The sequence below is a fragment of the Nocardia sp. CA-151230 genome, assembly GCF_050942175.1.
Lineage (GTDB): Bacteria > Actinomycetota > Actinomycetes > Mycobacteriales > Mycobacteriaceae > Nocardia.
The window spans coordinates 9,063,693-9,076,853 of sequence record NZ_CP192061.1 but is presented as its reverse complement, the minus strand read 5'-3'; the positions used below and the strand labels follow the sequence as shown (position 1 = coordinate 9,076,853).

Below are 13,161 nucleotides of genomic sequence, written 5' to 3'. Positions count from 1 at the left end.
CGCGTTAGTTAGAGGTTATAACTGCTCCTGGTAATAGGCAAGCACGAAAGTGATAACCTCTAACTCACTGGAGAATCGCAGCTGGAGAGGGGTGCTCCATGACGGAGGCCGAGGCGAAGAGCCCGCGTGAGCGCTATCGCGAGCAGATGCGGGCCGAGATCAAAGAGTGCGCCTGGCAACAGATCGCCACCGCGGGCGCGTCCGCGCTCTCGCTCAACGCGATCGCGAAGCAGGTCGGCATGAGCGGCCCCGCCCTCTACCGCTACTTCGCCAGTCGCGACGAGTTGATCACCGCACTGGTCCGGGACGGCTACCGAAGCCTCGCCGACACTCTCGGGGCCGTGCGCGACTCCGGTGTGACCGGACTCGCACGCGCCATCCGAGAGTGGGCTCTGGCCGATCCCCAGCGATACTTCCTCATCTACGGCACCCCCGTCCCCGGCTACCACGCCCCCGCGGACACCACCGAAATCTCCGACGAGATCATGACCCTGCTGGTCGAGGCCTTCTCCGCACTGCCCCAAGCCAATTCGACGACACCTCTCGCCGTCGATCTCCCCCCTGCCGCCCGCCGCGCCCTGTCCTTCTGGACCCGCCTGCACGGCGTCCTCTCCCTCGAACTCGCCGGCCACTTCAATGGCATGGATTTCGACCCCGCCCAACTGTTCACCGCCGAGCTCGACTCCCTGATAGCGCGCTGACCAGCTCATATGCCTCTGTTCCCGATTTCGATTCGCGACCCGAGGCATGTTCGCCCCCGGCGAACATCGGTCCGGAACAATCGGTATACCCCCCGGGTTGAGTAGGTAACGCTCAACCTTGGAAGGGGTCGAAGACGTGACTACACCAACGAACCTGCCGGTCCTGTTCCTGACCGATCCGATCGTGCTCCCCGGCATGGTCGTGCCGATCGAGCTGGACGAGTCGTCGCAGGCCGCCATCGATGCCGCCCGCGCGGGCAAGGTCAACCAGGTGCTGGTCGCGCCGCGCCTCGATGAGGGGTATGCCACCTACGGCGTCGTGGCCACCATCGAACAGGTCGGCCGGATGCGCGGCGGCGCTCCTGCGGCGGTGCTGAAGGCGGAGAGCCGGGCCAAGATCGGCCACGGCGTGACCGGACCGGGCGCGGCGCTCTGGGTCGAGGCCGAACCGGTCGAGATTCCGGCGACCGACGGACGCACCAAAGAGCTTGCGGCCGAATACAAGAAGCTGGTCGTGTCGGTCCTGCAGCGCCGTGAGGCCTGGCAGGTCATCGACGCGGTCAACCAGATGAACGATCCGTCCACCCTGGCCGACGCGGCCGGCTGGGCGTCGTATCTGAGCAATGAGCAGAAGCGCGAGATCCTGGACACCCCGGATACCACCGCGCGGCTGCGCAAGCTGATCGAGTGGACCACTCAGCACATCGCCGAGACCGAGATCACCGAGAAGATCAGCGAGGATGTCCGCGAGGGCATGGAGAAGCAGCAGCGGGAGTTCCTGCTGCGCCAGCAGCTCAACGCGATTCGCAAGGAGCTGGGCGAGGACGAGCCGGACGGCGCGGAGGACTACCGCACCCGCGTCGAGAACGCCGACCTGCCCGCGGATGTGAAGGAAGCCGCCCTCCGCGAGGTGGGGCGTCTCGAGCGTTCCAGCGATCAGAGCCCGGAGACGGGCTGGATCCGCACCTGGCTGGACACCGTCCTGGAACTGCCGTGGAGCGTGAAAACCACCGACTCCACCGATGTTTCGGCCGCTCGCGCGGTGCTGGACGCCGACCACCACGGCCTGGACGAGGTCAAGGACCGCATGGTCGAGTACCTGGCCGTCCGCTCCCGGCGGGCCGCGCGCGGCCTGGAGGTCGTCGGTGGTCGCGGTTCCGGCGCGGTGCTGGTGCTGGTGGGTCCGCCCGGCGTCGGCAAGACCTCGCTGGGTGAATCGGTGGCACGGGCCCTGGGCCGCAAGTTCGTTCGCGTCGCCCTGGGCGGCGTGCGCGACGAGGCCGAGATCCGCGGTCACCGGCGCACCTACGTGGGCGCGCTGCCCGGCCGCATCGTGCGCGCCATGAAGGAGGCGGGATCGATGAATCCCGTTGTCCTGCTGGACGAGATCGACAAGGTCGGCTCGGACTTCCGCGGCGATCCCGCGGCGGCCCTGCTGGAGGTCCTGGACCCGGCGCAGAACCACACGTTCCGCGACCACTACCTGGACCTGGATCTGGACCTGTCGGACGTGCTGTTCATCGCGACCGCGAACGTCATGGAGACAATCCCCGGCCCGCTGCTGGACCGCATGGAACTGATCACCGTGGACGGCTACACCGAGGCCGACAAGGTGGCCATCGCCCGCGACTTCCTGATCCCGCGGCAGCTGGAGCGCAATGCCCTGACCGCCGAGGAGGTCTCGATCACGGACGAGGCGCTGCGCGAGGTCGCCGCGAACTACACGCGGGAAGCCGGGGTGCGGCAGATGGAGCGGCTGATCGCCAAGGCGCTGCGCAAGGCGGCGACCAAGCTGTCGGAGTCGGCGGACATCGCCGGGACCGAAAGCCTGGTCAGCAAGGGCGAATTCGTGCCGGAGGGCCTGGGCTACGACAGCGAGCTGGGCTACGACGCCGAATCCGGTCCGGCCGCACGAGGTTCCGGCAAGCTGGTGATCGGACTGGGTGACCTGAAGGACTACCTGGGCCGTCCGCGCTTCACCCCCGACGGGGTCGAGCGCACCGCGGTCCCCGGTGTCGCGACAGGTCTGGCGGTGACCGGCGCGGGCGGCGACGTCCTCTACATCGAGGCCAATGCCGCCGAGGGCGACCGCTCGCTGACCTTGACCGGTCAGCTGGGTGACGTCATGAAGGAGTCCGCGCAGATCGCCCTGACCTACGTCCGCTCCCACCTGGAGGAGATCGGCATCGAGCCGAGGGTGCTGGATCGCAATATCCACATCCACTTCCCGGCGGGCGCGGTGCCGAAGGACGGTCCGTCGGCCGGCGTCACCATGGTCACCGCCCTGGTGTCGCTGGCTCTGGGCCGCCAGGTTCGCGCGGATGTCGGCATGACCGGCGAGGTCACGCTGAACGGCCGCGTCCTGCCGATCGGCGGTGTGAAGCAGAAGCTGCTCGCCGCCCAGCGCGCCGGCCTGAAGACCGTGTTCATCCCGGCCCGCAACGAGCCGGATCTGGACGAGGTCCCGGCCGAGGTGCTGGCCGCGCTGGATGTCCGCCCCGTCGCCGACGTGGCCGAGATCCTGGCCTACGCCATCGAGCCGGTCGCCGAACCGGCCTACGACGGCCGTGCGCTGAGCGCCACCGCCTGAGGCAGCGAGAACGGGAGCCGTGCGTGTTTCGTGAACACGCACGGCTCCCGGCCATTTCGGCAGGCTCCGAACCAGACCGGGTCGTACCCTCGTTAGGGATCCACCGAGGATCCGACGGAGGGCGAACGACATGCAACCGAACCAGCCCGGTCAGCCGAATCAACCGAACCAGCTCGATCAGGTCGCGGGTGAACGGCTTTCGCACGCGAACCGGATCTTCACCTCGGATCTGTCGGTCAACGAGTTCGCGCTGCTGCACGGGGCGGGCTTCGAACCCATCGACCTGGTGATGGGCGTGTCGGTCTATCACGTCGGGTTCCAGTTCACCGGGATCCGGCAGCAGCAGGAGCTGCCGGTGCTGACCGAGGCCACCTATCGGGCGCGGTGGAATGCCATGTCGCGCATGCAGGCCGAGGCGGACTCGCTCCAGGCCGACGGGGTCGTGGGGGTGCGGCTGGAGTGGCGGCAGCACGGGGAATCGATGGAGCATCTGGAGTTCATCGCGGTGGGGACCGCGGTGCGGTTCGCGAAATCGCCGGGCAGCTATCGGCGGCCGAACGGGCAGGCCTTCACCAGTCACCTCTCGGGGCAGGACATGGTGACGCTGATGCGCACCGGCTACGCCCCGATCGCCTTCGTCATGGGCAACTGCGTGTTCCACGTGGCGGTGCAGGGCTTCCGGCAGATGCTCAGCCAGATGGGCCGCAATATGGAGATGCCCCAGTGGACCCAGGGCAACTATCAGGCCCGTGAGCTGGCCATGTCCCGCATGCAGGCCGAGGCCGAACGGGACGGCGCGAACGGCGTCACCGGCGTCAGCGTCGATATCTCCAACTACGCGTGGGGATATCACACGGTCGAGTTCTACGCCTCCGGCACGGCCATCCGCCGCATCGGTGACGGCGACCCGATCATTCCGCAGTTCACCCTCGGCATGAACTCGTGAGCGATTTCGATACCGGGGCCGCCACCCGCTCCATCAATGCCGCGCTCGGCGGCCCGGGCGGCCTCGGACTGGTCTTCACCGTCTTCGCGGGCGTCCCCGGAGTGACCCGGACACCGCCCCGCAAATCTCTGTTCCGGTCCGAGCCGGAGCGGGTCCAGATCGGTTCGTGGCGTTACGAGGTCACCTCCGACGAGCGGATTCGCGCGGCCCACGTGGTAGGCGGCATCGTGCTGGCCGAGGAGCTGCTGCCGGCGGCCACCATCGCCCCGCACCTGGCCCGGGCGCTCGCCGAGATCGCCGCCTCGTACGGTCCGACCGCGCTGCCCCACCTCTCGGCTGCGCTGGACGTGCTGGCGGGTGAGGGCTGAATCAAATGTCGAACAGGGGCTGAGCCGACTATCGAGTGAGGGCCGATTGGCAACCAACCGGCGAATATCCTTTGTTTCACATGAAACGAAACCCGCACGGTCAGTTGGTTTCTCGTAGGGTGCGTAGGTGACCACCATCGCCACCTGGAACGTCCTGCACCGCGTCCACGCCGACAACTGGGACAGCGAGATGGCCGCGCGCTGGCCGGAGGAGGCGACGCGGATCGCGATCGTGACCGCCGCCGTCGCGGCCCGGCCCGAAGCGGTCATCGCGCTCCAGGAGGTCAGCGGCGATCAGCTGGCGAGCCTGCGGGAGGCGCTGCCCGACCGCACCTTTCACGTCCTCGACTACCCGCGCATTCCGAACCCGCGCCGGGTGCCGAACACCCTGGCGGATCGCTCCGAGCATCTCGTGCTGATCGTGCGCGGGCCGAGCCGGTTCGTCACCGCGGAGCCGCATGCGGTAGATCCGGGAAAAGGCCTGCTGGCGGCCGAGATCGACGACATTCTGATCATCGCCACCCATGTGAGCGGGGATCGGCGCCGGGCCGGCCAGCTCGAGCGCCTGGCCGCCCTCGCCGGCGCCGGCCCGGCAGTCCTGCTCGGTGACTTCAATGTCGGCCGGGAGGATCTCGCCGCCGCGCTCGGCGCCGGCTTCACCATCCCCGGATTCCCGCCGGATTCGGTTCCCACCCGCCCCCGGGCGGCCGGTTCGAAATCCCAGTTCATCGATCATGTGGTCGCGCGCGGTGTGCCGGTGCGCGGCGTCGCGGTCGAGGATGTGGCCGGGGCGTCCGACCACAACCTCGTGCGCGCGATCGTCGGCTAGAACTCGCCCGCGACCCCGAGAATCGTTCGGCCGGAGTGGGTTCCGTCCAGGATGGACCGCAGTACCGACTCCGCCTCGGTGATGGGTGCGAAATTCTCCAGCAGCGACAGATGCCGGGGCTTCAGGTCCTTGGCCAGCCGCGCCCACAGTTCGCGGCGCTGGGCGATCGGGAAGTGTGCGGAGTCGATACCGATCAGGGACACGCCCCGCAGGATGAAGGGCATGACGGTGGTGGGCAGGTCGGAGCCCCCGGTCAGGCCCGAGACCGCCACCGCGCCACCGTATTTGACGGTGCTCAGAATGTGGGCCAGCGAGGTACCGCCCACGCTGTCGACGGCGGCCGCCCACTGCGCTTTGCCGAGCGCGCGCAGTTTCTCCCCCTCGCCCGGCTGCCGGCCGATGACCGAGGCGGCGCCGAGCGCCGAGAGCAGTTCGCCCGCACCGAGTTTGCCGGTGGAGGCGACCACCTCGAATCCGAGCCCGGACAGGATGTCCACCGCCACACTGCCGACGCCGCCGGTCGCGCCGGTGACCAGCACCGGACCGGAGTCGGGGGTGAGGCCGCGGTCGAGCAGCGCCTGCACGCTCATGGCCGCGGTGTAGCCCGCGGTGCCGATGGCCGCCGCCTCGCGCGGGGTCAGGCCGTCCAGCTTCACCACCCACCCGGCCGGAATACGCGCGTACTCGGCGAACCCGCCGTGGTGGGCCACGCCGATGTCGTAGCCGTGCGCGACGACCAGGTCGCCGGGCGCGAATTCCGGATCGGTGGAAGACACCACCTCACCGGTGAGGTCGATGCCGGGGATGAGCGGATACTGCCGCACCACGCCGCCGCGCGGGGTGATGGCCAGCCCGTCCTTGTAGTTGGCGCTCGAGAAGTGCACCTTGATCGTCACGTCGCCCGGCATGAGGAAGTCGTCGGCGACCTCCTCCCGGATGAGGGCGATCCCACTGTCCGTTTCGTGTGCCACCATCGCCTGGAACTCCATGTCCAGAGCATAGGTCGCCACCTGCACGGACGCGCCACCTTCCGGTCCCATCGCGCCCGTTGCCCGGCAGGTAATCGCTTTCGTTCCCGCGCTTTGCGATTGTCGAATCAGCGATCGAAATGCGAAGGAGCGCAGCGGATATGCCGACTTTCCAGACCACCACCGACGGCACCACCCTCTACTACCAGGACTTCGGCTCCGGCACCCCGATCCTGTTCGTGTCGGGCTGGACGCTGAACAGCGACCAGTGGGAATACCAGATGCACTACTTCCTGGCGCAGGGCTACCGCTGCGTCATGATGGACCGGCGCGGCCACGGCCGCTCGGACACCCCGGCCACCGGCTACGACGTCGATACCCGCGCCGACGATGTCGCCGCCCTGATCGAGCACCTCGACCTGCGGGATGTCACCATCGTGGCGCACTCGGCGGGTGGCGGTGAGACGGTGCGCTACCTGAGCCGGCACGGTTCCGATCGGGTGGCGCGAATCGCGCTGCTGGCCCCCGCGATTCCGTTCATGATGCTCACCGACGACAATCCGATCGGCATCCCGATCGAGGCGCTGGAGGGCCTGCTGGAACAGCTGCGCACCGACCGGCCCAAGTGGTTCGTCGAGCGGTCCCAGGGCTATTTCGCCACGCACCTGCGTCCGGGCGTCACGCAGGCGGTCATCGACGAGGAGATCAGGCGCTGCCTGTCGGCCTCGCCGTACGCGATCCAGGTCATGCAGCGCGAAGCGTTCACCACCGATCACCGCCCGGATGTGGCCGCGCTGACCGTTCCGACGCTGCTGCTGCACGGCATTCCGGACCAGTCCATCCTGATCGATGTCGCCAGCCGCCAGGTCGTGAAGCTGGCCCCGCACGCGGTGCTGAAGGAGTACCCCGACGCTGGGCACGGTCTCTACATCACCCACGCGGCCGAGGTGAACGCCGAGATCCTCGACTTCATCAAGGGCTGACGGCGAACTCGAGGCCCGAGAGCGCCCGCCAGGACTCGCCCCCGACCTCGGCCGGGGGCGAAACCCGTTGTCCTCAGGCGAACTTCGGTGCGCGCTTGCCGGTGAACGCGGCGATGCCCTCCTGCCCGTCGGCGGATTCGGCGCAGCCGGTGATGAAGGCCGCCTCGGTGTCCAGCTGCTCCTCGAGGGTGTGCTGCGCGGACACCAGCAGCAGCTTCTTCACATTGGCGTTGGATCCCTTGGGGCCGGTGGCGAATTCCTGCGCCAGGGCCTCGACCGCGTCGGTCAGCTCGGCATCGGGTACCACCCGGTGCAGCAGACCCCACTCCAGCGCCTCCGCGGCGGACAGGGTGCGGTTGGTGAGCATCAGCTCCTGGGTCTTGCGCAGGCCGATGATCCGCGGCAGGTAGTAGGAGGCGCCGCCGTCGGGGCTCAGCCCGACCTTGGTGTACGCCATGGTGAAAGCGGCGGATTCGGCGGCGACCACCAGATCGCCGGCCACCGCGAGGCTCATGCCCGCGCCCGCCGCGGTGCCGTTCACGCCCACGATGAGCAGCGCGTCCATCCGCGCCAGCGCCGACACCGCCCGGTGCAGGGTCCCGGCCAGCTTCTCGATGAATGCCCCGGTGTCCGCGCTGGCGGCCATGGCCCGCACGTCGCCGCCCGCGGAGAAGAACCGTCCGGCTGCGGTCAGCACCACGACCTTCACCGCCGGATCCTCCGAGCAGTAGATGGCCGCGCGCTCCAGCTCCTCCGCGAGCGGCTGATCGATGCCATTGGCGGCATTCGGCCGGTTCAGCGTGATGCGGGCGATCGGGCCGTCGTGCTCGAACAGGATGTTCTCGTAGTCGTGCCCGCCCGTCGCCCCGCCGCCACCCCTGTGGGAATCGCTGCGCGGTGCTGAGTTCATTTGAGTGCCTTCCGTCGGGTGGAACCTGATCACAGCATGGCGTACTCGACCCGGACTCCGAGCAACCGGATGGGCCGATCCAGCTCGAAGGCGTGCAGTACTTCGATCGCCGTCTGCACGATCTCGTCCACATCGGTGGCCGGTGTGGATAGCTTCCGCTGCTTGCTTCGGGTGAAGAAGGTCTTGGTACGCACCGTGACACTGACCCGCCCGACGGCTCGCCCGGCCGCGAGGGTCTCCTCGGCCACCTGGGTGGCCAGCCGCACCACCGCCGCATCGATCTCGGCGCGTTCGGTGAGATCCCGCGGGAGGGTCTCGGATCGGCTGTGGCCCACCGGTTCTCGTGGCTCGGCGATGTCCGTGTCGCCCGCTCCGTGCCCGAGCACCCACAGATATGGCCCGGTATTGGGGCCGAACTCCGCCGCGAGCACCTTCCGATCGGCCGCGGCCAGGTCGGCCACGGTCTCGATCCCCAAGCCGCTCAGGCGTTTCGCGATGCGTGCGCCGATGCCCCACAGCGCGGAGGTGGGCCGGTGCGCCATCAGCTCGACCCAATTGTCCCTGGTCAGCCGGAAGATTCCGGTTCCGGTGTGCTCCTCCGGCGGCTCGTCGGCCGACCGCGCCGACTTGCCGACCGCCTTGGCGAAGCCGGTGGCCAGCTTGGCCCGGGTCTTGTTGTCCCCGATGCCGACCGCGCAGGTCAGCTCCGATTCCGCAATGGCGGACCGGATCTCGCGCGCCAGTTCCTCGGGATCCTCGGTGTCCACGGCCAGGAACGCCTCGTCGAAACCGAGCACCTCGACCCGGGCGGGGAAGGTGCGCAGCACCGCCATGATCTCCTCGGACGCCTCGGCGTAGCCGGCGAGGTCCTGGGGCAGGAAGATGCCGTCGGGGCAGACCCGCGCGGCCGTGCGCAGCGGCATGCCCGCCCGCACCCCGAAGGCCCGGGCGGGATAGGACGCGCAGGACACCACCTTGCGGGGTTCGGCCGGATCGCCGCTGCCGCCCACGATGATCGGCTGCCCGCGCAGCTCCGGATGCCGCCGGAACTCGACCGCGGCCTGGAATTGGTCGAGGTCGACGTGCAGCAGCCAGCGCGTCACCCCTCCGTCATACCGCATGGTCTCCCGAAATACCGGGATCTGCGGAAACGGTCAGCGGGAGCGGCGCAACCACCTGAGCGGCGAGCGGTAGGCGTAGCGCGCCTTCACCGCACCGGTGTCCACCTGACCCGTGACCCGGATCAGCGGCGCGCCCGGGAATCGCGGCAGCTTGACCCGGTTGGCCACCGAGCCGGCGCCCGGCTGCACGCCGTCCGTGTCGACCCGCCAGCCGCGCGGCACGATCAGCACGACCGTCCCCGCATCGGCCTCGACCCGGATGTCGATTTCCCGCCGTGAGCACCGGGCCCGGGTGAAGTCCAGCACCAGCTTGCCCGAAACACAGTCGGCCACCAGCTGTTTGGGGACGATCCAGTCGTCGTCGGTGCGTTTGGTGCCGCTCGTCACCCGTAGTTCCATGGCAGGGGTGTCGGCGGTGGGCGGATATCGGCGGGCGCCGAACATGCGCTCGATATCGTCGACACGGGTCGCGGGCGTGTGCCGCTGCTCCTTGGTACGGGTCACCGAAACTCCTCCCCCGGCATGTGAAACGATCTTGTGGGTTATGCCATGGGAGCTCGAATTATGCCGCATAGCAGGGCGTTTCGGGACGTCAGAGCGGCCGCTGCGGCCACAACACGGTGTCGGTTCGGGCACGGCCAGATCACGATCGTGCCCGAACGCGGATTCGCCCGCGCGATCGCGGTGGCGGCTAGCGGCGGCCGAGGAAGACCGTGGTGGCGCCGAGAATGTAAATGTCCTCGCGCGCACCGATGAACGTGTCGGCGGCCGGATCCAGCAGCGCCGCCAGGGTGGCCCGATCATCATCGCCGATGCGTTCGCCGACCCGCTCGCTCAAGCCGCTCAGCCAGGCGACGACGCTCTCGCGCACGGCCGGCGCGGGCGGCGCAGGGTGATCGATCAGCACGCTGAAGGAGGTCGCGTCGGCCAGCCCGGCCCGGCTCAGCGCCACATTCCAGCCGTAGGGCATGGGGGTCGCGCCGGTGATGTCGGCCCGCATCTGGGCGAAGCCCGCGTCGCGCAGGGCCAGCAGCCGGTCCTGGAGTCCGGGCGCGCCGACGCCGAGTTCCCAAGGCAGGCAACGCATCGACAGCCCGCCCTCGGCCAGTGCCAGCCAACCGCCCGGGCGCAGCAGCCCGGCCAGGCGCGCGGTGCCCGCCTGCTGATCGGGCAGGTGGTGCACCATGCGCGAGGCCCACACCAGGTCCGCGGCGGGGATCCCGGCGCCGAAGTCCGCGGCCGCGGCGTCGGCGTGCACGGTCCGCACCCGCACCCGAGCGTCCCCGTCCAGCGCGACCTTCACGGCCTGCTGGGCCGCCTCGAGCAGCTCCGGCACCGCGTCCACGATCACCAGATTCCCGCCGCCGCGGGCCAGCAGTTCCCGCGCGAATGCCACGCTCTGGCCGCCCGCTCCCGCGCCGATGTCCAGCACGGTCGCATCCGGACCGGCCGGAATCAGGGCGACCAGCCGCCGCGCGATCTCGGCATTGGCGTCGGCCGACATGGCGTCGTCGCGCCGGAGATCGTCGGCCATGGCCGCCCAGTCGATCCCGTCGTGGGTGTGGCCGTGGCCGTGCCCATGTCCATGGGAATGCGGATGTCCGTGGGAATGCGGATGTCCGTGTGTGCCTGCCTGTTCGTGCGAGTGAGCGCTCATACTCCGACGCTATCGGCGCGCACCCGGACGGCTCGAATGCATTTGCCGATCCGGCAAAGCGGTCGGTCCGATCAGACTGCCGAGTGTCCGGTCCGATCAGACTGTCACCGAGGCACCGGAATCGGCGAACTGGGTGCGGTAGAGCTCGGTGTAGCGGCCGTCCGCGGCGAGCAGTTCGGTGTGTGTACCCCGTTCCACGATGCGGCCGTGCTCGAGCACCAGGATCTGGTCGGCATTGCGGATGGTGGACAGCCGGTGCGCGATGACCAGGGCGGTGCGGCCGTCGAGGGCCTCGGCCAGCGCCTCCTGCACCGCGGCCTCGGAGGTCGAGTCCAGCGAGGCGGTGGCCTCGTCCAGGATCACCACGCGGGGCTGCTTGAGCAGCAGCCGGGCAATGGTCAGGCGCTGGCGTTCCCCGCCGGAGAGCCGATAGCCGCGCTCACCGACCACGGTGTCCAGGCCGTCGGGCAGCGACTCGATCAGCTCCCGCAACCGGGCGCGCTGCAGTGCGTCCCACAGCTCGTCCTCGGTGGCCGCGGGGCGGGCGAGCAGCAGATTGGCGCGAATGGTGTCGTGGAACAGGTGCCCGTCCTGGGTGACCAGGCCGACGGTGTCCTGAATCGACTGCCCGGTCAGCTCGCGGACATCCATACCGCCCAGCAGCACCGCACCGGAGTCCACGTCGTAGAGCCGCGAGACCAATTGCGCGATGGTGGATTTCCCGGCTCCGGAGGAACCGACCAGCGCCACCATCTGCCCGGGCTCGGCCCGCAGCGAGACATCGTGCAGCACCTCCTCACCGCCGCGGGTGTCCAGCGTGGCCACATCCTCCAGCGAGGCCAGCGAGACCTTGTCTGCCGATGGGTAGCCGAAGGTGACGCCGTCCAGCTCCACCGCCACCGGGCCCCCGGGCACCGGCACCGCCAGCGGCGAATCCTCGATCAGCGGTTTCAGATCCAGCACCTCGAAGACCCGCTCGAAGCTCACCAGCGCCGACATCACATCCACCCGGGCGCTGGCCAGCGCGGTGAGCGGCGAGTAGAGCCGGGTCAGCAGCAGCGAAAGGGCCACCACCGCACCGGGTTCCAGCTCACCCTCCAGCGCCAGATAGCCGCCGAGCCCGTAGACCAGGGCCAGCGCCAGCGCCGAGACCAGGGTGAGCGCGGTGACGAACACCGTCTGCAGCATGGCCGTGCGCACCCCGATATCGCGCACCCGCCCGGCCCGCAGCCCGAACTCCGCGGACTCCTGCCGCGGCCGGCCGAACAGTTTGACCAGCGTCGCGCCCGGCGCGGAGAACCGCTCGGTCATCTGGGTGCTCATGGCCGCGTTCAGCCCGGCCGCCTCGCGCTGGATGCCGGCGAGCCGCTCGCCCATGCGCCGGGCGGGGACGACGAAGACCGGCAGCAGGACCAGGGCGAGCAGGGTGATCTGCCACGACAGCCGCAGCATCACGGCCAGCGTGAGCGCGAGGGTGACCAGGTTGGTGACGACCCCGGACAGGGTGGTGCTGAACGCGCGTTGCGCCCCGATAACGTCATTGTTGAGCCGGCTCACCAGTGCGCCGGTCCGGGTGCGCGTGAAGAACGCGATCGGCATCTTCTGTACGTGATCGAACACCGCGGTGCGCAGATCGAAGATGAGCCCCTCTCCGATGCGCGCCGACAACCACCTGATCACCAACCCCAACCCGGCATCCAGCACCGCAACCGCCGCGATGACCGCGGCCAGCGCGATCACCGTGCGCGGCGCGCCGTGCCCGACGATGGCGTCGACCACTCGCCCGGCCAGGACGGGGGTCGCCACCGCCAGCAGTGCCGACAGGATGCTGAATACCAGGAACGCCACCAGCTGCCGATGGTGTGGCCGCGCGAAGGCGAGGATCCGCCGGGCAGTGGCCAACCGCAGCGGTCGCTGCTCTGTGGGCGCGTTCATCTGCCGATACAGCTGATTCCACGCCACGGATTCGATACTCATCCCCGCTCCTCACCGGTCCGGGGTCCATCGAACCCCGCAGCACCGACATTAATACCTCAACAAAGGTTGAGATCAAGTCCATCCGCCCAGTCCAGAGGTTCGCGCTGAGCG

Annotated in this window: 12 protein-coding genes; 6 read left to right on the top strand and 6 right to left on the bottom strand. The window is 69.1% G+C overall.

What is annotated here, in order from left to right; all coding sequences use genetic code 11:
* Positions 1-98: 98 nt before the first annotated feature.
* From ACQP1O_RS42415 to ACQP1O_RS42395, 5 genes are all read left to right on the top strand, one after another.
* A complete protein-coding gene (locus ACQP1O_RS42415) occupies positions 99-701 on the top strand; it encodes a TetR/AcrR family transcriptional regulator (RefSeq protein WP_433563848.1) in 603 nt (200 codons plus the stop codon).
* A gap of 196 nt (positions 702-897) precedes the next feature.
* Positions 898-3,291 (top strand): endopeptidase La, encoded by a 2,394-nt coding sequence (gene lon, locus ACQP1O_RS42410; protein WP_433567992.1) that lies wholly within the window; start codon positions 898-900, stop codon positions 3,289-3,291.
* 130 nt (positions 3,292-3,421) lie between these two features.
* Complete coding sequence (locus tag ACQP1O_RS42405; protein ID WP_354840840.1) at positions 3,422-4,237, top strand: heavy metal-binding domain-containing protein; 816 nt, start codon at positions 3,422-3,424, stop codon at positions 4,235-4,237.
* A complete protein-coding gene (locus ACQP1O_RS42400; RefSeq protein ID WP_433563847.1) occupies positions 4,234-4,605 on the top strand; it encodes a DUF5073 family protein in 372 nt (123 codons plus the stop codon). Before ACQP1O_RS42405 ends, ACQP1O_RS42400 begins: the two co-directional genes overlap by 4 nt.
* A 127-nt stretch (positions 4,606-4,732) precedes the next feature.
* Positions 4,733-5,434: an endonuclease/exonuclease/phosphatase family protein gene (locus ACQP1O_RS42395; protein ID WP_433563846.1), complete on the top strand. Its 702-nt coding sequence runs from the start codon at positions 4,733-4,735 to the stop codon at positions 5,432-5,434.
* Here ACQP1O_RS42395 and ACQP1O_RS42390 read toward each other — a convergent pair.
* Positions 5,431-6,423 (bottom strand): oxidoreductase, encoded by a 993-nt coding sequence (locus ACQP1O_RS42390; protein WP_433567991.1) that lies wholly within the window; start codon positions 6,421-6,423, stop codon positions 5,431-5,433. The two genes, ACQP1O_RS42395 and ACQP1O_RS42390, sit on opposite strands and share 4 nt — an antisense overlap.
* Before the next feature lie 140 nt (positions 6,424-6,563).
* Between ACQP1O_RS42390 and ACQP1O_RS42385 the strand changes: the two genes are divergently transcribed.
* Positions 6,564-7,385, top strand: a complete 822-nt coding sequence (locus tag ACQP1O_RS42385; RefSeq protein WP_433563845.1) for an alpha/beta fold hydrolase — start codon at positions 6,564-6,566, stop codon at positions 7,383-7,385.
* Between the two features lie 73 nt (positions 7,386-7,458).
* Here ACQP1O_RS42385 and ACQP1O_RS42380 read toward each other — a convergent pair whose 3' ends face one another.
* The 5 genes from ACQP1O_RS42380 to ACQP1O_RS42360 form a co-directional block, all read right to left on the bottom strand.
* Positions 7,459-8,295 carry an enoyl-CoA hydratase/isomerase family protein gene (locus ACQP1O_RS42380; RefSeq protein WP_433563844.1) on the bottom strand — a complete coding sequence of 279 codons (837 nt, stop codon included), beginning with the start codon at positions 8,293-8,295 and terminating at the stop codon, positions 7,459-7,461.
* A gap of 29 nt (positions 8,296-8,324) precedes the next feature.
* Entirely contained in the window at positions 8,325-9,398 is a 1,074-nt protein-coding gene (locus ACQP1O_RS42375; protein WP_433567990.1) for a DNA polymerase IV, read from the bottom strand.
* Between the two features lie 51 nt (positions 9,399-9,449).
* On the bottom strand, positions 9,450-9,920 hold the full coding sequence (locus tag ACQP1O_RS42370) for a hypothetical protein (protein WP_433563843.1): 471 nt from the start codon (positions 9,918-9,920) through the stop codon (positions 9,450-9,452).
* Between the two features lie 187 nt (positions 9,921-10,107).
* Positions 10,108-11,073, bottom strand: coding sequence for a class I SAM-dependent methyltransferase (locus tag ACQP1O_RS42365; protein WP_433563842.1), 966 nt, complete (start codon positions 11,071-11,073; stop codon positions 10,108-10,110).
* A gap of 96 nt (positions 11,074-11,169) precedes the next feature.
* The gene (locus ACQP1O_RS42360) at positions 11,170-13,050 is read right to left on the bottom strand and encodes an ABC transporter ATP-binding protein (protein ID WP_433563841.1); all 1,881 of its coding nucleotides are present in this window, start codon (positions 13,048-13,050) and stop codon (positions 11,170-11,172) included.
* Between the last annotated feature and the right edge of the window lie 111 nt (positions 13,051-13,161).